The organism is Actinomyces sp. HMSC075C01, assembly GCF_001812965.1.
In the GTDB taxonomy this organism is placed as follows: Bacteria; Actinomycetota; Actinomycetes; order Actinomycetales; family Actinomycetaceae; genus Actinomyces; species Actinomyces acetigenes.
This window is the reverse complement of sequence record NZ_KV810931.1, coordinates 18,269-40,246: the sequence shown is the minus strand read 5'-3', so window position 1 is coordinate 40,246 and position 21,978 is coordinate 18,269. Positions and strand designations below refer to the sequence as shown.

General features: G+C 70.3%; 17 protein-coding genes, 2 tRNA genes, 1 pseudogene and 1 riboswitch. Of the genes and pseudogenes, 4 read left to right on the top strand and 16 right to left on the bottom strand.

Annotated features, from left to right (window positions below):
* Window positions 1-391 precede the first annotated feature (391 nt).
* The 4 genes and pseudogenes from ppgK to HMPREF2883_RS01390 all read right to left on the bottom strand — a co-directional run bounded on the left by ppgK (window position 392) and on the right by HMPREF2883_RS01390 (window position 4,081).
* Entirely contained in the window at window positions 392-1,165 is a 774-nt protein-coding gene (ppgK, locus tag HMPREF2883_RS01405) for a polyphosphate--glucose phosphotransferase (protein ID WP_070658510.1), read from the bottom strand.
* A gap of 264 nt (window positions 1,166-1,429) precedes the next feature.
* Window positions 1,430-1,690: pseudogene (locus HMPREF2883_RS15815) on the bottom strand (OPT/YSL family transporter); the annotation flags it as partial.
* Window positions 1,691-1,920: 230 nt separating this feature from the next.
* Window positions 1,921-2,913 carry an NAD(P)-dependent oxidoreductase gene (locus HMPREF2883_RS01395; RefSeq protein WP_256277274.1) on the bottom strand — a complete coding sequence of 331 codons (993 nt, stop codon included), beginning with the start codon at window positions 2,911-2,913 and terminating at the stop codon, window positions 1,921-1,923.
* A gap of 19 nt (window positions 2,914-2,932) precedes the next feature.
* The gene (locus HMPREF2883_RS01390) at window positions 2,933-4,081 is read right to left on the bottom strand and encodes an MFS transporter (RefSeq protein WP_256277273.1); all 1,149 of its coding nucleotides are present in this window, start codon (window positions 4,079-4,081) and stop codon (window positions 2,933-2,935) included.
* 208 nt (window positions 4,082-4,289) lie between these two features.
* Here HMPREF2883_RS01390 and HMPREF2883_RS01385 point away from each other — a divergent pair, with 208 nt between their 5' ends.
* A complete protein-coding gene (locus HMPREF2883_RS01385) occupies window positions 4,290-4,616 on the top strand; it encodes an ArsR/SmtB family transcription factor (protein ID WP_070658506.1) in 327 nt (108 codons plus the stop codon).
* 53 nt (window positions 4,617-4,669) lie between these two features.
* Here the strand turns inward: HMPREF2883_RS01385 and HMPREF2883_RS01380 are convergent, their stop codons facing one another.
* The 5 genes from HMPREF2883_RS01380 to glp all read right to left on the bottom strand — a co-directional run bounded on the left by HMPREF2883_RS01380 (window position 4,670) and on the right by glp (window position 9,010).
* The gene (locus HMPREF2883_RS01380; RefSeq protein WP_070658505.1) at window positions 4,670-4,888 is read right to left on the bottom strand and encodes a hypothetical protein; all 219 of its coding nucleotides are present in this window, start codon (window positions 4,886-4,888) and stop codon (window positions 4,670-4,672) included.
* Between the two features lie 106 nt (window positions 4,889-4,994).
* Window positions 4,995-5,070 (bottom strand) — tRNA-Ala (locus HMPREF2883_RS01375).
* Between the two features lie 110 nt (window positions 5,071-5,180).
* Window positions 5,181-6,797, bottom strand: a complete 1,617-nt coding sequence (locus tag HMPREF2883_RS01370) for a hypothetical protein (RefSeq protein WP_256277272.1) — start codon at window positions 6,795-6,797, stop codon at window positions 5,181-5,183.
* Window positions 6,798-7,052: 255 nt separating this feature from the next.
* Window positions 7,053-7,799 carry a GNAT family N-acetyltransferase gene (locus HMPREF2883_RS01365; protein WP_070658501.1) on the bottom strand — a complete coding sequence of 249 codons (747 nt, stop codon included), beginning with the start codon at window positions 7,797-7,799 and terminating at the stop codon, window positions 7,053-7,055.
* Window positions 7,799-9,010 carry a molybdopterin molybdotransferase MoeA gene (gene glp / locus HMPREF2883_RS01360; RefSeq protein WP_070658499.1) on the bottom strand — a complete coding sequence of 404 codons (1,212 nt, stop codon included), beginning with the start codon at window positions 9,008-9,010 and terminating at the stop codon, window positions 7,799-7,801. The genes HMPREF2883_RS01365 and glp overlap by 1 nt, the downstream gene beginning before the upstream one ends.
* A gap of 95 nt (window positions 9,011-9,105) precedes the next feature.
* Between glp and HMPREF2883_RS01355 the strand changes: the two genes are divergently transcribed.
* From HMPREF2883_RS01355 to mscL, 3 genes are all read left to right on the top strand, one after another.
* Complete coding sequence (locus HMPREF2883_RS01355; RefSeq protein WP_070658523.1) at window positions 9,106-9,768, top strand: 5-formyltetrahydrofolate cyclo-ligase; 663 nt, start codon at window positions 9,106-9,108, stop codon at window positions 9,766-9,768.
* A 292-nt stretch (window positions 9,769-10,060) separates the two neighbouring features.
* Window positions 10,061-10,846 (top strand): SAF domain-containing protein, encoded by a 786-nt coding sequence (locus HMPREF2883_RS13830; protein ID WP_075371311.1) that lies wholly within the window; start codon window positions 10,061-10,063, stop codon window positions 10,844-10,846.
* Between the two features lie 102 nt (window positions 10,847-10,948).
* Complete coding sequence (mscL, locus tag HMPREF2883_RS01345; RefSeq protein WP_070658496.1) at window positions 10,949-11,395, top strand: large conductance mechanosensitive channel protein MscL; 447 nt, start codon at window positions 10,949-10,951, stop codon at window positions 11,393-11,395.
* Window positions 11,396-11,883: 488 nt separating this feature from the next.
* Here the strand turns inward: mscL and HMPREF2883_RS01340 are convergent, their stop codons facing one another.
* From HMPREF2883_RS01340 to HMPREF2883_RS01310, 7 genes are all read right to left on the bottom strand, one after another.
* Window positions 11,884-12,210 carry a hypothetical protein gene (locus HMPREF2883_RS01340; RefSeq protein ID WP_081384605.1) on the bottom strand — a complete coding sequence of 109 codons (327 nt, stop codon included), beginning with the start codon at window positions 12,208-12,210 and terminating at the stop codon, window positions 11,884-11,886.
* A gap of 45 nt (window positions 12,211-12,255) precedes the next feature.
* Window positions 12,256-16,572 (bottom strand): DNA helicase, encoded by a 4,317-nt coding sequence (locus HMPREF2883_RS01335; protein WP_070658494.1) that lies wholly within the window; start codon window positions 16,570-16,572, stop codon window positions 12,256-12,258.
* Between the two features lie 199 nt (window positions 16,573-16,771).
* Window positions 16,772-16,844 (bottom strand) — tRNA-Arg (locus tag HMPREF2883_RS01330).
* A 100-nt stretch (window positions 16,845-16,944) separates the two neighbouring features.
* A complete protein-coding gene (locus HMPREF2883_RS01325; RefSeq protein ID WP_070658491.1) occupies window positions 16,945-17,883 on the bottom strand; it encodes a universal stress protein in 939 nt (312 codons plus the stop codon).
* Between the two features lie 198 nt (window positions 17,884-18,081).
* Window positions 18,082-18,888, bottom strand: a complete 807-nt coding sequence (locus tag HMPREF2883_RS01320) for a C40 family peptidase (RefSeq protein WP_070658490.1) — start codon at window positions 18,886-18,888, stop codon at window positions 18,082-18,084.
* Window positions 18,889-18,891: 3 nt separating this feature from the next.
* Window positions 18,892-19,047: riboswitch (cyclic di-AMP (ydaO/yuaA leader) on the bottom strand.
* Window positions 19,048-19,503: 456 nt separating this feature from the next.
* A complete protein-coding gene (locus HMPREF2883_RS01315; protein ID WP_070658518.1) occupies window positions 19,504-20,175 on the bottom strand; it encodes a metal-dependent transcriptional regulator in 672 nt (223 codons plus the stop codon).
* Between the two features lie 284 nt (window positions 20,176-20,459).
* Window positions 20,460-21,782 (bottom strand): MFS transporter, encoded by a 1,323-nt coding sequence (locus HMPREF2883_RS01310; protein ID WP_070658488.1) that lies wholly within the window; start codon window positions 21,780-21,782, stop codon window positions 20,460-20,462.
* Window positions 21,783-21,978: the final 196 nt, after the last annotated feature.

Genomic DNA, 21,978 nt, shown 5'->3' with positions numbered 1-21,978 from the left:
ACTATCGAGTTCTCAAACAACACACCCACCGAGATTTGAGACCAGGAAGAATTCCTTGCTTGCCTCTCGAAGGCGACCGGACTAGCATAAGCAGGTTGTCGTTCGGGAATCAAATTCGGATCGCGTGACCCTGATCTCTGAACTATTCTGCTTTTCTCCGTACCGACTGGATTGCTCCCGCCGTTCCGGCGTTTCCGCCGTCCGGCGCCGCCGTCGAACCGTGAGGTCGCGTCGGCAGCGAGGAGTACTATAGGCAGGCTTGACGGCCTCCTGTCAAACGACTTTCGCGCGACCTGCGTCACACCACAGTTCCTGAGGTGCCAGACCTGCTCTCCCCGCTCCGTCGCCTCGCTTCACCGCTGCTCCACTCGGCACCGAGCCGCGTATGTGCTCAGGAGGTGTGAGTACGGGAGGCCTGGTAGGCGGCCCCCACGATGCCGGCGGTGTTGAGCAGCTGGGCCGGGACGATCGGGGTCTTGAGGTCGAGCAGCGGCAGGTACTTCTCGTGCTTGCGGGAGACGCCCCCGCCCACGACGAACAGGTCCGGGGAGAAGAGCATCTCCACGTGGGAGTAGTAGCGCTGGAGGCGCTTGGCCCACTTCTTCCAGGACAGGTCCTGGGCGGTGCGCTGCCCGGCCGAGGCCCGGCTCTCGGCGTCGTAGCCGTCGATCTCCAGGTGCCCGAGCTCGGTGTTGGGGACCAGGGTTCCGTCGACGATGACGGCCGAGCCGATCCCGGTACCCAGGGTGGTGACGATGATGGTCCCGGGCACGTCCTTGGCGGCACCGAAGGCGACCTCCGCCAGCCCCGCGGCGTCGGCGTCGTTGAGCCCAGTCACCGGCCGGCCCAGGTGCTCGCGCATGAGCTCGGTGAGGTTGACGCCAGTCCAGGACTTGTCGAGATTGGCGATGAAGGGAACGGTGCCGTGGACGATCGGAGCGGGCAGAGCCACGCCGACCGGGACGTCGTCGCCCACCTCGAGCTGCTCGAGGAGCTCACGGCACACCTCGGCGACAGCCGCGGGAGTGGACTCCTCAGGAGTATCGATGCGGACGCGCTCACCGATGAACGTGCCCGTGGCCAGGTCGACCAGGGCGCTCTTGACGCCTGATCCGCCGATGTCAATCCCGCATGCCACAGAAACTGCCGGTGCTGTCGAAGTCATGAGGTCCTCCTGGTACTACGCGTCCTCGCGGCCGCCGCCCAGCCTAGTGCAGGGACGGCGACCGCGAGGACGGTCGGAGGAAGCGATGGTTGCCGGAGACTCCAGCAGCGCCCCTCAGTCGCGAGTGCTCTCCTGGCGGGCGCCCCGGTTGAGGTACCACAGAGTGCCGACGAACAGCACCACGCCCACCCAGGGGGCGATGCCGGCGAAGCCCTCAGGCATGATGGCCAGCGGGTCCGCCTTGCCGCCGAAGGCCACGACGATCCCGGCGTAGACCACCCCGGAGATGTCGACGCTGATGGCCTTGAGAGCGTTGAGGAAGCACAGGGCCGCAGAGGCGATCGTCTGGACGATGTTGTTCTCCTGGATCGTGTGATCGGAGAAGCGGCGCAGGATCGCCATGGAGATGACGGCAGCCGGGATCGAAGTGGCGAAGGTGAGCCCCACCTTGAGGCCGAGGTAGACGTTCGCCGCGGTGAAGATGAGCGTGATGATGCCGCCGATGATGATGCCGCGGGCAGTCAGCTCCTAGACCGAACCGGAGCCGGCACTGGACGGCTTCGCCGCGCTGGAGCCGCGTGAGGTTGTTGTGGACATGGTGAGATCTCTCGATGTCGGGACGATTCCGAGGCGAGACCAGCGCTGTGTCCGAAAACGATCGTTAACAACTCATTCGATGCACAACGGATCATGGCGGCCGTCGTCGTCCTCAACACTTCGACCGAATCTTCATAGAAGACCCGGAGCCGCGTCTTTCATGAAGTTTTGGTCGAGGTCGAGAACCCAGCCAGGTAGGAGGCGGCCATGTCCTCGTGAGCGTGGCCGGCCTCGGCGACACGGTCGAGCCGGGCGGAGAAGGCCTCCATGCCATCGAGCCTCAAGCCGGCTTCACGGGCGAGGTCGAGGATGAGGTGGGCGTCCTTGCCGGAGGTGTCCACGGCGAAGTTGGCCGGGCTCAGAGCGCCCCGTTCAACGAGGTCGGCCTTGACGCGCAGGAAGGGCAGGTCCAGGCCACCGCCGTCGAGCACCTCGAAGAACTGGGCCGGGGGCACACCGATCGCCTTCGCCAGGGTGACGATCTCGCCGGCGGCGTTGGACACGGCGATGACCCAGGAGTTGACGACCAGCTTGAGGCGGGTCGAGGTGGCGGCGGCACCGTCCTCGCCGGTCCACACCGTGCGCGACCCGACGGCGTCCAGGACCGGAGTGACCAGCTCACGGCCGGAGGCAGGGCCGGCGGTCATGATGACAAGGGTGCCGGACTCGGCGGGCTGGCGGGTCCCGGAGACGGGCGAGTCGTAGAAGAGGACCCCGGCGGACTCCGCGATGGCGGCCAGGCCGGCCACATCATCAGGGCCGACGGTGGTCATCTGCAGCCAGGCGGCGCCGGGGCGCATGGCGGGGGCGGTCTCGCGCATGATTTCGGCGACGGCGGCGCCGTCGAAGAGCATGGTGATGACAACGTCGGCCCCCTCGACGGCGGCGGTGGCGGTGGGGGCGACCTCGATGCCGTCGTCGGCCAGGGGCTGGGCACGTGAGATTGTGCGGTTCCAGGCGCGCACGGCATGGCCGGCGCCAGCGATGTTGCGAGCCATCGCCGAGCCCATGATTCCGGTACCGAGTACGGCTACGGTCAGCTGAGACATGCTTCTCCCTTGATTTTCTCTGATCGAGCTTGTTGACCTGTCCTTGGTCGGCCACCTGCCTGGGCACCCTCCGGTACCCAGGCAGGTGGCCGTCCTTCGCACACGACCATAGGCGCCCGGCTCACTCGGAAGCCAGGACGCCGGCGATCCTGTACAGGGCGACAGCCAGGAGGAATGCGAGGCCAGTCATGAGACTGGGGCCCCAGAAGCCGGGGAGTCGGGTGAGAAGGTCCCCGCCGACGGCGCCGGCGATCGTGGCACCGAGGTACATCGCCGTGTTCGACAGTGAGGAGACGGTTCCTCGCGCCTGGCCTGCGTGGGCCTGCAGCTGCCCCATGAGAACCGGCAGGAGGAAGCCGGCGACCACCAGGGCCGCGGCGAAGGCCATGACGGCACCCCACATGGTGTGCACAATGAGCGGCATCGCAGCGGCCAGGAGGTAGAACGCGCCCTGGACGAGGATGCCGGCCCACAGCGACCGCCGCTCACCGATCCTTGCAACGAGCCGCGGACCGAGGATCGACCCCAGCGCGGTTCCCAGTCCGATCGTCATCATGGCCTTCCCGATAGCGGTCTGCGAGGCACCGAAGTCCTTGGCCAGCCAGGAGCCGATGAAGGAGAACGAGGCGTAGTTGCCGGTCTGGAACACGAGGTAGGCGAGGAGCGACCACCGCAGCACCCGAGAGCCGAGGACCCTTCGGTAGGAGCCGACGACGTCGACGGGCTCCCCGACCGGCCGCACATGCGGGAACGCGATGAAGAGAAGTCCCCACAGGACGACGCTGACCGCCGCAACCACGAAGAACGGCAGCTGCCACCCTCTGACCGACAGGTAGGAGCCGATCGGCACGCCGGCCACCTGAGCAACCGCAAGTCCCGCGGTCGCATAGCCCATGACCTTGATGATGGACGGCCGGGGCACCGTCATCGGGATGGAGGCCCAGATCTGGGAGCTGACGAAGGCGGCGCTCACGCCGGCCAGGAAGCGGGCGGCGACCATGCTCCAGAAGCTCCAGGCCAGACCGCACGCGCAGGTGAGAACGGCGAAGGCCGCCAGGCCGGAGAGGATGACCCGACGTCGGTCGTGGCGGTCAGAGACGGGTCCGGCCACGAGGGCGAACAGCGCGTACCCCAAGGCGTAGGCGGAGACCAGCCAGCCTGCGCGGGACAGGGGGACGTCGAGCTCTCGCTGGAGCAGGGGCAGCAGGGGCGCGACGAGGAAGGTGTCGGTCCCGATGGCGAACATGGTGAAGAAGGACAGCCATCCCATGGTCGAGACGCGAGCACTCTTCGGCGGCACCCTCTCGTCATCCACGGACACATGCGTTGAGACACGAGCTTCTTCCGTCATCCCAAACCTCCTTAGTTTGATGTTTGACGAACTAAGAATTATTCGAGACGCTACCGTTGTCAACCCCATCCCAGCGCACGCCGGGGCGACGGTCGGAACAGACGGGACAGAAAGGCAGGGACGATCCGTGAAAGACAGGGAACTCTTCCACCCCGAGGCGGCCGACATCTCCCTGGACGCGATCCTGGGCGCCCTGTCCGACCCCATCCGCCGCGACGTCCTGCGCCGGATCGCCAATGAAGGCGCCCTGTACTGCGGTGACCTGAGCTACGACGTCGTCAAGTCCACGATGTCGCACCACTTCCGGGTGCTGCGCGAGTCTGGACTCATGCACACCGAACGAGAGGGCAAGCACCGGCGCATCACCCGGCGCGACGACGCCATCGAGCAACGCTTTCCGGGGCTGCTGGCCGCCGTCGGCCTGCCCGCGGGCAAGGGGCAGTGGCCGGACTGACGACCGCCCGGGCGAGCACTCTCACGGTGCCAGGACAGGCCGCGCCCGCCGCGTCACTCACCGGGAGGTCCCTCGACCTGCTGGCAGGTGTTCCACCCCATCTTGGCGCTGGTGACCATCCCCCAGACCCGCAGGGGACGCAGAATCGGTGCGGACCACAGCGTCGCCACCGGGGACAGGAGGAGGGCCGGCGTACCTCTGGGGGGGCCGCTGGTGTCCGAGCGCCACACGGAGATGTACCGCGAGCCCTGCGCCAGCCCGAGAGACACCACGCACCCCATTCACACCGATAACCCACAACACCCGCCTGGGCCCAGGACGGCAACGAGGCCCGAACCGAAACCATCGACGATGGTAAAGGTCCGAGCCTCATGCGTGTGGTGGAGCTAGGGGGATTCGAACCCCCGACCTTCTCATTGCGAACGAGACGCGCTACCAACTGCGCCATAGCCCCAAGTGCGAACTGATCCTAGCATCGCCGCCGGGAGTCCTGGCAAGTTCGGTGGCGGTGAGCCCGCCCACCGCACCCGGGCCGCCGGGCGACGAGCCGCGGCAGTCCCTGCACTACTCGCCGGCTGCTCGCCGCCCCTCGAGGATGGCGTCGAGGTCGATGGGGTGGAAGAGCTCCTCCTCGTCCTCCACCGGAGCTGGGACGTAGGCGCGGGCCGACTGCGGGCGGGCGGGCACCGGTGCGCAGGTGCCCGGGTCGACCACCGGGTCGGCGTAAGAGCGCCGGGGCGCCCTGGCCGCCAGCGTGTAGGTCGGGGCGGGCACGTGGACCGGGCGCCAGCCCTGGGGCGGGGTCGACGTCGTCATCTCCTCCTTGACGGCTCCCCCCGCCTCTGCCGGGGCAGCGGTAGCAGGGGCCTGCGGGCGGCCGACGGGACGGGCAGACTCAAAGGTAGCCCGGGGAGCGGACTCGGCAGTGCGCCGAGCCGGCTCGGCGGCGACCTGCAGGGACGGGGCCGCAGCCGCGCGCTCTTGCGCCTCCTGCTCAATGGCGGTCGCCTCGGCGAAGAGCTTGCCCCAACCGGACAGGCCGCGGGAGGCTGAGGCCGACAGGGAGGCGACGAAGTCCTTGGTGCGCGGCGAGCTCTCCTCGTCGCCATCGCGGGAGACCGCCTCGCGCACTCCCATGTCCCGGGTGACCCTGCCGGCATGGCGGGAGGGCACGTAGACCGAGGCCCGGCGGGTCGCCTCACGTTCGGCGGCCACCGCAGCGGCGGTCTCGTCATCGAGGTCGGCGTCGAGCCTGGCCAGGCGCTCCTCCTCGGAGTCGACGGTCTGGGAGGGACGGGCAGCAGCGGTGCCGGTCCCGGTCGCCTCGGCGGGGCTGCCTGCTGCGGTCTCAGCGGACACGGCGGGCTCAGCCTGCGCCGCGCCAACGGCCTCACGGGGCGACGACGCCGAGCTCGCGGCCGGCCGCTGGGCGTCCTCACGGGCGAGGCGCTCGATGAAGGGATCCTGCGCGCCGGAGTCACCGGCGGACTCGACAGACTCAGCCGACACCGCCGACACGGCTGGCGAGGCGGCACTGGCGCCGACAGCACCACTGGAGGCGCTGTGCGCACCGTCGACGACGGAACGGGGCGCGCCCACGACCGAGGCCGATGAGCGCCGGCCGGTCAGGGTCACCAGGGTCTGCTCGAGCTCGGCGATGCGACGGCGCTCACGGCGGTCCGCCGCGGCTGAGGCCAAAGCGGCCCGGTGCCCGGCCACCATCGAGGTTCCCAGCAGGGCGGTGGGCAGCAGGGCGGGCCACCACGGCAGTGCGGTGACCAGGCCCAGCACCCAGGCGCCGAGCGAGACTCCGAGCAGGACGCTGGCGACGATCCCGCGGTGCGAGGCGGCGACCCGGCGGCGCTCACGCCCCTGGGCGTGAACCTGGCGGGCACGGTCGAGCTCACGCTCGGTGCGCAGGGCGCGCACATTCCTCACGGCGGGCCTGTTCATCACCCTCACCTCCGGTCGACGTCGAAAGAGCTCCGCATGCCCACTGTTCGCGCAGGTGTCGTCGCGTTCGACGGCGGCCGCACCCGTGGCCAGGACCCGCAGCTCAGCCGAGTAGCGGTCCTGGACGTTGGAGCGGCGAGTCATCTCGCGGCGCCCCACCAAAAGCGGAAGGAGGTACACGGAGAGAACCGTGATGAGGGCGATGACTGCCCAGATCTCGATTCCCACACAGCAACCGTAAGCGCGCCCGCCCTCGTCCCCGCGCAGGAACACTCCGGCTTTCCTTCGAAATACCTGGGATTCACGACGTCACACTGTCAGCATGACACCCCTGCCACCACATGAGTCACACGCGTTTCTTCCGTCTCTTTGAGCACGCCGTGACCGATCGGCCGACAGCCAGCCCGAACGCGCCGTCGCCGCACCCGCCACGACCCCGCGAGCGCCCCGCCCCCCCACCGGCGCGCACGCCATGAAGAACCGTCATCCGCGCGCCAGTCGCTGCTCGAAGCCGGTGCCATTGGGCCCGTGGACCTCCTCAGCAAGGGCCGCGAAGGAGACGTGGTCGGCCCAGGCTCCGTTGATGTGCATGTAACCGCGGCGCAGCCCCTCCTCGCGCAGCCCGAGACCGCGGCACAGTGCCAGGCTGCGCTCGTTGTCGGGGCGCACGTTGATCTCCACGCGGTGCAGCCCCACCGGCCCCAGCAGGTGGTCCAGGACGAGGGCCACCGCCAGGCGCATGATCCCCCTCCCCTGCCAGGCCGAGCCGATCCAGTAGCCGACCTGGGCGCTGCGCGTGGCCCCCCAGATGATCGGGTCGACGGCGATCTGGCCGGCGAAGGCGCCGTCGACCTCGACGACGAAGGGCATCGCCTCGGCGAGCCTGGCCCGGCGTGTCTGGCGACGCAGGAAGACCGGGAAGGTGCTCAGCGTCTCCCCGCCGCCGACCGGCAGGGTGGCCTCCCAGGGGGCGAGTCGGTCGTTGTCCGCCAGCCGCAGCACCCTCCAGGGCGCCTCATCCTCGGCCCGCAGCTCGCGCACGACGATTGAGGGGCGCTCGGGCGACTGCGTGGCACCGGGTCCCCGCTCCTCCTGGGCGACTTCGGGCTCGAGGCGCACCGGCCAGGTGAAGCGCGCCGGCGCCCCCGCCCCGAGCAGCAGGCCGGCGACGGCCCGCCTTAGTCCCCCGCCGAGAGTGCCGGCGGACGTCGTCGAGGCCGAGTCGGACATCAGGCGTCCAACAGGAGGCAGTGGAGGGTATCGCCGGCCACCACGGTGCTCGTGTCCTCGGGCACGACGGCGATGGCGTTGGCCTCGGACAGGCCGTGCAGCCGGACCGTGCCCGGCGGCGTCGTCGGCTCGGCGCGGTATCCGCGGGAGGGCGAGCCGCTGACGCGCACCGGGACGAACTCGCGCTTGCCGCTCGGGGAGTGCCAGCCCTCGGAGATGGTGGCCGGCAGGCTGGAGCGGTGCAGGGAGGCGCGTCCGGCGATCTGGCGCAGGACCGGGCGCACGAAGGTCTCGAAGGCGATCTGAGCACTGACCGGATCTCCGGGCAGGCAGAAGATCGGGGTGCCCTCGACCGTCCCCACACCGAGCTGGCGGCCCGGGGACATGGCGACGGCGTCAAAGCGCACCGAGCCCAGGGGAGCCAGAACGTCTTTGACAGTGTCCCCCTGCCCGACACTCAGGCCCCCGGTGGTGATGAGGACGTCGGCGCGCACGAGCTGGTCCTCGATGGTGTCGGCCAGGGCGCGCAGCTCGTCGGGGACGGCGGCCACCCGGAAGGCCTGGCCGCCGGCGTCGGTGACCGCGCAGGCCAGGGCGTGGCCGTTGGCGTCGAAGACGTCCCCGGCCTCGCGGGACTGACCGGGCTCGACCAGCTCGTCCCCGATGGAGACCACGACGACGCGCGGGGCGGGCCGCACGCGCACCCGGTGCATCCCAAGGCCCGCCAGGAGGGCCACGTGGCGGGCGCTGATGCGCGCCCCCCGTTTGAGGACGGTGGTTCCCGACTTCACGTCCTCGGCGCGGCGTCGGACGTTGTCGCCGGCCGAGACGGCGCGGTGGATGGCGACCCGGGACTCACCGCGGTCGGTGTCGGCCCAGGGGATGACGGCGTCGGCGCCCAGCGGCATGGGGGCCCCGGAGTCGATGAGGACGGCGGCCCCGGAGACGAGGCGGCAGGGGCGCATGTCGCCGGCGCGCACCGCGTCGACGACGTCGAGCACGAGCGGGTTGTTGTGGTCGGCCTCGGTGACGTCCTTGGCGATGACCGCATAGCCGTCCTGTCCGGCCAGGTCCACGGCGGGCAGGTCGATTCCGGCGACGACGTCCTGGGCCAGGACGCATCCGACGGCGTCGGGCAGGACCACGTCGAGGGGTGCTGCCGCCTGGGCGATCTCCAGGCAGGCGGCCAGGTGCTCGGCCACTGTTCTCATGGCACTCAGGTTACCGTCAGGTTGACGACACGCGCCGTGCCCCGCCGGGACGAACGATTCAGATGCAAGATGTCATCACCTGCGAGGATGAAGCCATGACGACCGGCGCGCTGGACCTTCCCGATACGGGCCGACTCGAGCTCGACGACGCCAAGGACGAGCTGCGCAAGGTGCTGCGGGCGCACCGTCGCGCCCATCACCACCACCCGACCCAGGGGCACACGGCGGACTGCGAGGCACTGACCAAGCACGCCCTGGAGGCGGTGGCCGGCGCGCAGAGGGTGGCCGCCTTCGTGTCGGTGGGGGCCGAGCCCTGCACCCGGCTGCTGCTGGAGCGGCTTCACGAGGGCGGCGTCCAGGTCCTGCTGCCGGTGCTCGGACCCCGCCTGGCGCGCTGCTGGGGGCTGTTCCAGGGAAGTGAGGACCTGGCGGAGCGGGCACCGAGGCGGCCTCCGGAGCCCAGCGGCCCCACGCTGCCGGCTGACGCGGTCGGCCAGGTCGACGCCCTCATCATTCCGGCACTGGCCGTGGACAGTGCCGGGCGCCGTCTGGGGCAGGGCGGAGGCTGGTACGACCGGATGCTGCCCCTGCGCTCCCCCGAGGCCCACACCTTCGCCATCCTCCACCCCGAGGAGCTGGTGCTCGGGCCGCTGCCGGTGGAGGAGCACGACGAGCCCGTGGACGCCGTCATCACGGCCCAGGAGTGGTTCCTGCTGGCCGCCGGCTCACCTGCGGCCAGCAGGTCCTCGGAGGTCTGAGCCCGCCGACGTCGCCGACTCCCGGGGGCCACAGACTCGTCGGAGGCGCCCCCTGTCCACAGCGCCGACGAGCGGGCGTGCCAGAAGGCCACCGGCCACCGACCCTGATGGCATGAGACCTCGCCACGGACTGCCCCACCGCCCCGCTCTCAGCGCCTCGAGGGAGCCTCAGGATCCCCGCGAGAAGTCGCCGCGCTCCGTTGCATCCGGCTCCCGCCCGGCCCGTCCGGGCAGGCTGGCCGGGTGGGCCGGGGACCGTCCATCACTCCTGCTGTGGCGCCATCGCCACCTGGTGGTGGCCCTCTGCCTGGGAACCGCGGTCCTGGTCGCCCTCAGCGTGCTGCGTCCCGGCCCCGAACACGGGCAGCAGGTGCTCGTTGCCTCGCGCTCGATCAGTGCCGGTGTGATCCTCACCGAGCAGGACGTCGCGATCAGCACGCTTCCGGCCGGTGCCCTGCCTCAGTCCCCGTTGACCTCCACGGACCAGGCGATCGGGAGCCGGGCCGCGATCTCTCTGGAGAAGGGCACGGTGCTGACGGCCTCGATGACCAGCGGCGGCTTGGCCCAGCAGTTGGGAGACGACGAGCGACTGGTCCAGGTACCCATCGACGTCGGAGCCGAGCTGGCCCACCCCGGCGCACGGGTGGACGTCATCGGGCAGGCCCCCGCGGACTGGACACCACTGGAGCAGGACGGCGCTCCCCCGGGCGGAACAGCACAGAATCCCGGAGAGCAGCCCGAGGCCCCCGCCACTCCGCAGGGCCCGGAGAACAGCGCGACAACGGCTCCCCCAGCCGACCCCGGCACCCCTTCTTCACCGACCGACCAGGGATCACCAGGATTTCAAGAGTCTTCTCAGAGCATTTCCCAAGGAATACCTGCCGCGTCTTTTGGAACGCACAGCACAGTTCTCTGTTCTGGAGCGCGAGTAGTGACGATTCAGCAGACCGGAGAGGGTGGGCAATGGACAGGAAACAAGAAAGTAACACTTATCACACTAGTTATTCCCGCAAGTAGCGTTACTCTGGTAGTTGGTGCGGCTACGAATAGCACGCTCGGCATTGCGCTGAGCCCGTAATGCCGCTGCGGCGTCTTACGCGAATGATAAGACGCTTTCACTTTCAGCCCCCGATGGCGCGCCCCCGGCAGACGTCTGCCCGCGCCGCTAGAAAGGATCGCCATGATTAAGGGATTCAAGGAGTTCATTGCGCAGGGCAACGCCCTCGAGCTCGCCGTCGCCGTCATCATCGGTGGCGCCTTCAAGCCGATCGTCGACTCGATCACCACCGTCATCATGACCATCCTCGGTCAGCTCATCGGCCAGCCGAACTTCGACTCACTGGGAGCGTTCTCCCTGTACCAGAACGGTCAGTACACGTTCCACCTGGCCACCGCCCAGGAGCTCGCCACAAACGCTAAGGGCTACGTGATGCCCGGAACGATCATCACCACCGTGGTGAACTTCCTGCTCATGGCCGCCGCCGTCTACTTCGCCATTGTCCTGCCGATGAACAAGCTCAAGGAGCGCCTGGCCAAGCAGAAGGCCGAGGAGGAGGCCAAGGAGGTCACCGACGTCGAGCTGCTCACCGAGATCCGCGACCTGCTCTCGGCCAACGCCGCCAAGTAGTGAGTCCCGCAGCGATCTGATCATCGCCTCAGCGGAAGGCCCCGCCGATCCTCATGATCGGCGGGGCCTTCCCCTTTCCTGCGCCGCAGTGTCATGTGCTGCTCATGACTGCTGGAGCTTTCGGGTGTCACGGCATCCGAGACAGAGGCCGGACGCGCACTCCTGAGATCGCTTGCTCACGTCGGCCCGGGCGGTCGTGGCCGTTCATCGATACTGCGGTGGCGTTCTGCGTGTACTGCACGAGGGCGGGGTGCTGCTGGAGGAGGTTCGGGGATACTGCAGGTAGGTGGGGCCCTCGTGCAGTACGCACAACCCCCGACCACCGGGCTCCCCCATTGAGCGAGCGCCTCGCGTTCGTAGGGTAGCCCTCGCGTTCGTACCCTGAACCCCCGAACGCGAGGCATAAGGTACGAACGCGACGGCGGCCTACGCGGCCGACTTCGTCGCCAAGGCACCACGAAGTCGGCCCACCATCGCCTCCAGGACGATCAGCCCCAGTGCGGGGGGACGTCGCGCCGGAGGCGGGCGTCATTGGAGCCTGCACCACCGGGGGCGGGGGCGTCGAGCCCCTCTGCGGGGCCGCTGAGGGCGTCATGCTCGTAGTCGGCCCTCGCCAGGTCCTCCGGGCTCTGGCCGCGGGCCACACGCGCCTGGTCCCGGGCCGAGAGGGCGACCACCCGACGGCGACGGCGCGTGCTCCCGCGCCCAGGCGTCACGCCGCCGGCTGCGGCGGGCTCCGCCTCCGAGGCCCGCGCACAGCCCGATCCGCCTGCCCCGGCGGTATCATTCACGCCGTCACTCGCGGCATCATTCATAGCAACACGGTCATTCACTGCGTCATCCAGCACCGCTCGGGCGGCTCAGCGGGTGCGCCGCACGGCATTGGCCAGGACGGCGTCGATCCCCGAGCCGCGGCGGCGCAGAGCCAGCGCAGACCTCAGCTCCTCGACCTCCCCGGCCTCAGAGCGGCTCACGCCGTCGGAGCGGATCCAGGCCATGAGGTCATCGAGCTGGTCGTCGGAGTAGGCCTGCAGCGGCAGCCCCTGGGCGATGCGGGGGCGCTCGGTGCGCTCATGGGCCTCGGCGGCCTCGGCCTCGGACGCCTCCTCGGGAACGGCTCGCATCGAGTCGTCGACCCGCTCGGGCACGGCCTCCATGGCCGGGGCGGCCTCGCCCTGGCGCTCCACCAGGACGGCCAGGACGAGCTCCTCCACGGCTTTCGCCTCGGCCTCCGGGTCCACGAACACCCCGGCGGAGAAGGCCATGTGGACGTGCCACCCGCGCCGCTCGAGGCGTTCGACGCGGTGCCGGTCGCGCCGGCGCAGGCTGGGCTCGGAGACGTAGTCGACGTCGTCGGTCAGGACCGCCACGAGCAGCTCGTCGGGGTAGTCGGGGTGACCGATGGCCAGCGGGATGCGTACGCCGCCGTCGGTCCCGTAGCGGGGGACGACCGACAGGCCCTTGCGCCACAGGTGCTCGGCCAGGTCCACCAGGAGCCGGTCGGGCACCTTGCCGGCGGAGTTGCCGGACTGGGAGGAGTCCTCGGCTCGGGCCAGGACCTCACGCAGCAGGCGCGCCCCGGGAGCGCGCAGGCGGTCGCGGTCGATGTCGCCGGCGGCCAGGCAGGAGACCACCTGGGTGCTGCCCCGCGAGGCGCACAGGGCCTCGACGAGCCCCACCATGCCGCTGTGGTCCGAGACGGGCCCGAAGTTGTGGATGGTGCGTCCGTGCGGGGTCTTGGCGTAGCCCACCGAGATGATGATGTGGTCGCGCTGGAGGGCGCGGGCCTCGGCCAGCTCGACGACGGTGAAGGGCTCTGCCGCCCCGGGGGCGAAGAACTCCTCCAGTGCGGGGGCGCCGGCGGCCGCCCGGGTGATGGCCGAGCGCAGGGCCTCGGCGTGCAGGTGGTTGAGGGCGATGACGGCAAGGGATTCCTCGGGCCGGGTCAGGGCCCGGTCGATGACCATGTCGACGACGCGGGTGACCTCGGCCTCCACCGTCTCGACCGCGGTCTGCCCGGGCGCCGGCATGCCCCGCCCGTCCACGAGCTCCAGGGTCAGGGAGGTGTCCCCCGGCGGGGAGGGCACGGCCTCAACGACCCCCTCGTAACCGTTGGCCGCCAGGAAGGAGGCGATGCCGGCGTCGAGGCTGTTGCGGGCCGTCGGCAGGGTGCGCGAGGGCAGGAGCGGGCCGAGCTCGGCGGCCAGGCCGGTCGTGGCGCGCCGGGAGTCTCCGACGACGAGCACCTGCTCGGCGCGTACGAAGGCGGGCAGCACCTGCGGGACGGGCATGGGCGTGGAGGCGTCCAGCACGGCCAGGTCCACCACCGCGGTGGGCGAGAAGATCTGGGGCACGAGCGTGGGCGGGACGATCCAGATCGGCCGGGCCAGCAGAGCCATGGGGTGGGCGTCGATGATCTCCCGCAGCGGGACACCGTCCTCGCGGGCCAGCGCGATGTACAGGGCGCGGGCGTCGGCCTTGTCCTGCTCGACGGCGGCCCGCACCCGCCGGGCGCAGGCCTGGGCCACAGGGCCGGACAGGGAGCGCGTGTGGGCGGCGTCGAGCTCGCGCAGCGAGACGGCCATCTGGGACAGGGCGCGTGCGTCGAGACCGCCGAGGTCGGGGTCGGCGGCGAGGATCTGCGCCAGCAGGGAGGACCACCAGCAGTAGGTGAGCTCGGCCTCGAGCTGGTCGGCCTCGACGCCGCGGGCGGCCATGTCAGCCACGAAGTCGTTCAGTCCCAGGGCCTCGAGCTCAGTGCGGATGCGGTTGACCTCGGGGAGCTTCTGGGCGGTGAGGTCGTCGGCGGCCAGAGAGCGGGCCAGCTCCAGGAGATCCTCCAGGGGCATCTCCATGAGCACCGGGGAGTCCTGGGCGCGCCCCAGCAGCGGCTGGACCTCGGCCACGGCGCCGCGGGCGCGCCCGGCGGTGCGCCGCATCTCGTCCAGCCCCTGGGGCAGGCGGGGCCAACCGCCGTCGGGGTCGTGGCGGCGCCACACCTCGCGGCGGCGCTGGACCTTGACCAGCTCGGCGTGCAGGTCGTCGACGACGCGGCCCGGCCGCACCAGATCGTTGGCCTGCCGCGTGAAGCGCCGGCGCCGCGAGCCGTCCATGTGGATGCCCCGCTCGTCGCGCCAGCGCTTGGAGGCGGTAGCGATGACCATGTCGGCGGCGGAGCGCTCGAAGACCTCAGGCAGGAAGACGTCCAGGGACTCGCGCACGCCGTCGAACATGTCGAGCTGCTCGATCCACTGGCCCAGGTTGCGGGCCCGGCTCAGGCTGGTGGTGCGGGCGACCACGGCCGTGTGCTCCTGAATGGTGGGCAGCAGGTCGTTGGCCAGGGCGCGCAGGTGGACGAGCGCGTCGGTGGCCTCGTCCATGTCCTCCACCGGGATCCCGTTCCAGGCGCTGGAGGACACCTCCGGGGTGAACAGCCCCAGGGTGTGCCCGCGGCGCAGGAGGCCCAGGGCCCGCTCCCGGCTGTCCTCGTCAAGGCGGCCCAGGTGCTCGGCGTCGATGCGGGCCCGGGTGGTCGCCCGGTCACGGCGGCTAGTGAGCTCGGCGAGCTTCTGCAGCGCCTCGTAGGCGGAGACCGACCAGGGTTCGCGAGGCCGGTGCAGGGCGCGCACGTAGCGGTCCAGGCGGGAGCGCACCGAGGTGAGGCGGTCCCGCATGGAGATGATCCCGGCGACGTCGAGCTGGGGCGGCTGGACGCCCAGGCTCTCGCGGATCCCCTCGGAGGCGTGCTGGCGCCAGGCGGCGTCCTCGGTGAGGTCCAGGACCATGGATCCCAGGCCCTCCTCGCGCAGGGCTGCCGCGACGGCGTGCCCGTCGGCGCTGGTGGCGGGCACGTGCAGCACGGTGCGTCCGGAGGCGGCGGCGTCGGCGAAGACGGCGGCCAGGGTGCCGGCGACGTCGGAGCCGGGGGGCGCGTCGATGAGGAAGCTCGCGCCGGTGCCCACCGCCTCGATGACGTCGAGCTGGGCGGGCTCCAGGTCGCCCACGCCGCGCTCGGCGCCGGGGACCCGGTCGGTGGGGACGGCCGGGGGAAGCTCGACGCTGAGAGCCTCGCGGGCGCCCTCGTCCCCAGCGATGGCGGCGACCAGGGCGGAGGTGCGCGAGCGATCCAGGACGGCGTCGAAGTCCTCCACCAGGGCCTGGCCGGGGTGCACGAAGGCGCCGACGACGAGGCGCTCGTGGATCTCGAAGCCGGGCAGGAACTGCCGGCCCAGGGCGCCGATGCGGGCCAGGGCCGCACGCGGTGTGAAGCCCGCCGAGGACAGGGCGGCGCTGGCAATGTCCCCGATGTCGGTGGTGCACTGGTAGCGGCGCAGGGCCCGGGTGAGAACCGGGTTGACCTCGATGGTGGGGTCGAGGGTGAGGGTGGCGTCCGCGGTGGCGCTGGTCAGGCGCACGGGGCGCAGTAGGACGGGGGCGTTGACCGTGCGCACGCGCGGCGCCGAGGGGTCCTCGGGGACGGTCAGGCCGGCGGCGGCCAGGGCGTTGCGGGCGGCGTGCTCGGCGGCGATGCGCTCGACGTGCGGGATCTGGGCGGTCAGGTCCGCCTCCGGTGAGGCGCCGTCGGCCAGGTTGATGCTGCCGTCGTCCTCGCCGTCCTCGGGGACCGTCTCGTTCCAGGTGGCCACCCCGATGGCCAGGTAGACCGGTGCGACGCCGAACTGGCGGGCCAGGACGTCGGTGCGCGCCGAGACCTCCCGCAGGGACTGGCGGGCCTCGCCCAGGGCGTTGCGCTCGCGCACGATGCTGGACAGGTTGGTGGGGCGGCCGGCGTAGAGCTGGGCCAGGCCGGAGGGGTGGGCGGCGGTCAGGTCGACGACGCCGTCGAGCAGGGTGATGTCGTCCAGGCTGGCTACGCCCCCCAGGTCCACGAGCTGGCTGCGCCAGGTGGACAGGGCCGTGTCAATGCGCTCGCGCCGCTCGACGTCCGCCGCGCTCAGCGGCGGTGCGGGGGCGGGGCGCACCGGGGCGGGAGGCGCCGGCGCGGGGGCGGGCTCAGGCTGGCGCGGCGCCGCGGCCAGGGCCCCCAGGTCCGCGGCGAAACGCCGTCGACTCGCGGTTTGATCCGAGCCGGCCGAGGATCGGGCACCCTTGCGCTCATCCTCCCGCAGGGCAGCATCGCGCCGTTTGCGGCCGAAGGAGAAGAACGAAGGCGTCATACGCTCAAGATATAGGCCGATCGACCCTTGGGCGTGGAGACGCACCGCGGCGTGGCACGCCCCATGGGCCAGTGGCGACATGGGCCGACCGGCATCGGCCGGTGCGCGGTGCGCCTGCGATCGGCGTGCCGGGACGCCGGGAGGAGCTGATCGGGTCTGCCCGACAACGAGGTTCGCCGAGCGAACCCGGTGGTGTCAGTGCCCTCGATTGGATTCGAACCAACGACACCCGCTTTAGGAGAGCGGTGCTCTATCCCCTGAGCTACGAGGGCCTGGGGGAAGACTACCAGCGGATCGACCCGCCCATGACCACTCGGGTCACGGGGCGGCGCCGCGACGAGCGAAGGTGGGCTCGCCGCGGCGGGCGGGACCTCAGGCCCGACCCCACGGGGTGGAGGTGCGCGAGGTGCGCCGCTCCCCCTTGGCCTGGTGCGTGGGGGCGACCAGCACGGGGCAGGAGGCGTGAGACAGGACGGCCTGGCTGGTGGAGCCCAGCAGGAGTCCGGAGAAGCCCCCGCGTCCACGCGAGCCAACCACGATGAGGTCCACGGCGGTGGAGAACTCTGCCAGGAGCTCGGCCGGGTTGCCGTCCAGGGCGTGGCGGCGCACTGTGACGCCCTCGTGGCCCTCAAGGGCCTCGTTGATGGCGCGGTCAAGTCCCGAGCGGACATCAGCCAGGACCTGCTCACGGTCGACGGCAGCCGGCAGCCAGGCCAGCGCCCCGGCCCCGGAGGCCATCGGCACGGCGGCGATGGCGGTGAGCTCGGCGCCCCACGCCTCCGCCTCGGTCACGGCCCACTTGAGGGCCCGGCGGGCCGAGGAGGAGCCGTCGACCCCGACGACGATGCGGCGCACCGGCGTGTAGTCGGCACCCTCGTTGTGCCGGGGCACGACGACGGCCGGGCAGTGGCTGTGCGCGGGCAGGGCCGAGGAGACGGTTCCCAGGAGCCGGTCGGCGAAGCCGCCGCCTCCCCGAGTGCCGACGACGGCCAGCGTCGCCTCCTCGGAGAGGTCGACGAGAACCCCGGCCGGGTCCCCGGTCTCCAGGGAGGAGGTGACGGCCACACCGGACTTCTTGACACGCTCGACTGCCTCATCAATGACAGCCTGGGCGCCGGACCTGATGGCCGAGTCGTCGAGTGCCGCGTAGCCGCCGTCGAGGGAGGCGGTGGTGAAGGAGGGCAGGGAGTAGGCGCACAGGATGTGGACGCGCCAGCCCTGGCACTCGGCGCGCGCCACGGCCCAGTCCACTGCCGCCAGGGACTCCGGTGAACCATCGACTCCAACGAGGACGACGTTGTCATCAGTCATGGGATCTGCCCTTTCTCGAGATAACGGTCTGCGACCCAAGGAACATTCTGCCCCGAAAAGGGGTGTGGGGACCACCACATGAGACGGTTGTCCTCATTTTGCTCCCCGGAGGCGCCCCGATGACCGGCCTGACACGCCGTGAGGGGCGGGCGCCAAATGGCAACCCACCCCTCACGGTGAAGACTTCAGCGTCTGGGATCAGCCGACGCGGACGAAGCTCGGGGAGCCCCAGAGGTCGCGGTAGACCACACCGGTGTCCTCGCTGCCGGCGTCGATGACCTTGCCGTCACCGGCGTAGATGCCGACGTGGCCGGGCCAGGTGACGAGGTCGCCGGGCTGGGCCTCAGCGGCGGACACCGGGGTGCCGGACACGGCCTGCTCGCCGGAGGTGCGGGGCAGGTTGATGCCGACCTGGGAGTACACGTACTGCGTGAAGCCGGAGCAGTCGAAGGCGTTCGGGCCGGAGGCGCCCCACACGTAGGGGGAGCCCACGTACTGCATGGCGATGGCCACGACAGAGGAGTTGGCGGTGCCGGTCGGCGCGGAGGCCGGGGTGGCCTGCGTGTCAGCGGAAGCGGCGTCAGTGCCCTGGTCCGCAGCAGGGGCGGCGGCCTCGGAGGAGTTCTGCTCGGACTGAGCAGCGGAGGCCTCAGGGGCGGCGGGCGTCTGAGGAGCCGCAGGGGTGGGGGCGACGGCCTCCACCTCCGGGGCAGCCTCGGTGACCCAGTTCGCCTGGGCGATGGTGATCTGCTGACGGGCAGCCAGGGCCTCGCGGGCGTTGGCGGCGAAGATGCCAACCCCGGGGGTCACGCCGGAAGCCTCGATGGTGCCAGAGGAGGTGACCTCGGTGTGGCCGGCGGCGTTGGCTCCCGAAGCGATCATGGTCAGGGCGAGGCCGGACGAAGCGGCGACAGCCAGACCGCGGCGTGCGGTGGGAGCAAAGTCATCCAGTGGGGTAAGGGCGCGGGTGGCTTTGCGGTGACGTGCGGTGGTGCGTGAGGACATGAATGCTTTCTCCTGTTGAGCCGACGAGGTGAGCTGTCGGGTTCGGACTGGAGACGTCCGGCCCGCAGATGCGGGCTTCACCCCAAGGCCGCTTCGGCTGTTCGCCTGGGCGACCGGTAGTTGGTTCCCCCGTTCCTGCCACTTGAGTTGTTGGTTCCACGTGCCTCAGATCGAGTGGCAGGACTAAGCCCCGATCCGAGACGTCACCGAGACGGTTGTCTGCGGCAACGACCTGAACGCTACATGACAGACCCTGGCTTCGTCACGGCTAGGTGTCACACACTGTTGTGAGCCGAAGCACTATGAAGCGCTTCTCGCTTTTATCCATATTGACCCAGGGACCTCAGTCCATCGGCGCACTCGCAGGAGAAACAGGAAATGCGCGATATTCCGCGGAAAAATTGCATCCGCCTCGACGAGATCCCGACATAGGCCCTGCGTCCCGGCGTTTATGGGACCCCACAGCGAGGGCATCCGACGGGCCGTCAGCCAGACCGCGAGACAGTCTCCCGAATCTCACTTACTGAGACAGAAAACACCCCTCGAACCCCCTGCCTGCACAGGGTATTTTCAGGCTCCCTTGAGAGTCCTGACAGGCAGGCCGAGCGCCGTCGCTCAGCGCTGTACGAAGAGATGACGGGCGACGTCGTCGGCCAGGACCACGGGGTCACCGGAGGGCCCCACGAGCCTCACCCCACCGGCGCTGACGCGCAGCTCCACCTCGGCTCCGGCGACGATCTGGGCGTCCTCGAGGCTGGCGAGGATCTCCGCGTCGGCCTGGATCGGCTCCCCGATGCGACTGATGACGGCCGTGGTGGTATCGCGTCCGGCGACGTGGTCCACGCTGACCTCATCGGCGGACGGCCTCGGGTGCTCCGCGGTCCGTGGCGGGACGGAGTTGCCGAAGGGGTCGGTGGAGACGTCGTCGAGAATGACGGCGAGGCGCTCCTCGACCTGCTCGCTCATGACGTGCTCCCAACGACAGGCCTCCTCGTGGACGAATCGGCGCTCGATGCCGATGACGTCCAGCAGCAGTCTTTCAGCGAGCCGGTGCTTGCGGATCACGTCGGTGGCGCGCCTGCGTCCCTCATCGGTGAGCTCGAGGGAGCGGTCCTCGGCGACCTTGATGAGGCCGTCGCGCTCCATGCGCGCCACCGTCTGGGAGACCGTGGGGCCCGAGTGGTCGAGACGCTCGACGATGCGGGCACGCAGCGGCGGGACGCCGTCCTCCTCAAGCTCATAGACGGTCTTGAGGTACATCTCGGTGGTGTCGATCAGCTCGGTCATGAGGGTGGGCTCCTGCTTGAGGTGGGTTACCGCGGCCATTCGATGCCTTCGGAGGGGCTCGCTCACCGAACCGCGTTCCTCGACAGGATATGCGGCATCCTGTGATGTGGGCCAGTACCGCCTGAAAGCGCGCCGATCCTCGGCTGGGGAGGACTCCCCAGTGTCTGGGAGATGCGCCACGGGTAGCGTACGTATTACTCGTTCGGTGACCCGTGCGGCCCGGTCAGCGGTGGCCGGGCGGCATGAACCGGCTTCCGGTGGGTTCCGGTGGGTGTCAGTCGGCGCTAGTCGGCGTCGTCGGCACGGGTCTGCTGCGAAGTCTGCGGCTTCGGCGCGGCCCTGAGGTAGGGGCGGGTGGAGGAGTAGTGCAGGGACAGGTTCCAGTGCCTGTAGCTCCAGGCGGCGGCCACCAGCGCGGTGAGGACAGCGCTCAGGCCGCCGACCGCGATCGCCATGCGCGGCCCCCAGGTGTCGGCCACCCAGCCGATGAGCGGAGAGCCGAGCGGCGTCGACCCCAGGAAGAACATCATGTAGATGCTTAAGACCCGCCCGCGCATGGACGGCTCGGTGGTCATCTGCACGGTCTGGTTGGCGCTGGTCAGGAGGGTCAGGACGCACAGACCCACCGGGATCGTCATGACCATGAAGGTCGGGTAGGTGGGCATGATGGCCAGCAGGAGGGTGAACACCCCCAGGGCGAGGGCCGCCAGCACGACCGTGCGGGGGCGGGGGTTGCGGCGCCTGGCCGCCCACAGGGCCCCGGAGAGGGACCCGACGGCGAAGACTGAGGAGACGGTGCCGTAGGCGTCGGACTCCAGGTGGAAGACGGTGCGCACCATCGCGGCCATGGTGACCTGGAAGTTGAGGGTGAGCATAGAGACGACGGCGACCACGGCGATGATGACGACGAGGTCCGTGCGGCCGCGCAGGTAGGTCAGGCCCTCGCGGAGCTGGCCGGCAGCGCGGTGGACGCGGGGCATGTCCACCAGCTCGTTCACGCGCATGGCGACCAGCGCCACGGCCGGGAAGACGAAGGTGGCGGCGTTGACGGCGAAGACCCAGCCGGCACCGACCCAGGCGATGACGACGCCGGCGAGGGCCGGCCCCAGGAGGCGGGCGGCGTTGAAGGAGGCCGAGTTGAGGCCCACGGCGTTGGACAGGTGCTCGGCGGGCACCATCCGGGCCACGAAGGTCTGGCGGGCGGGGGCGTCGTAGGCGGCGGCGACACCCGTGAGGAAGGCGGCCAGGTAGACGTGCCACAGGCGGGCGGTGCCGGCCAGGACGTCGAGGGCGAGGATCGCGGAGACCAGGCCCATGGCGCTCTGAGTGAGGATGAGGAACTTGCGCTGGTCGACCCGGTCGGCGACGAGGCCGGCGTGGGCGGACAGCAGCAGCATGGGGAGGAACTGCAGGGCCGTGGTCAGGCCGGTGGCGGAGGCGGAGTCGTCGGTGAGGACGCGCAGCACCAGCCAGTCCTGCGCCACGCGCTGCATCCAGGTCCCGGTGTTGGCCACGAGGGCGGACAGGAACCAGATCCGGTAGTTGTGGAATCTCAAGGAGGCGAAGATGCCTCCGCCGGGGCGGCGCTGTGAGGTCGTGCGAGTCATGTCCTGATGCTGTGAAGACGTGAGGAGTGGGTTGACGAGTGTGGCGTGACGGGGTGTCGGTGTCCACAGCGCTGACATCAATCCTGCATCGGCGCTGCACGTCGAGGAAGAACCGCAGCATTCCAACGATTCTCGCCGAGTGTGTCGACGGTGGGCTCGTTCATGTCAGCGCTGTGGACACCAAGCCGTGGAACTG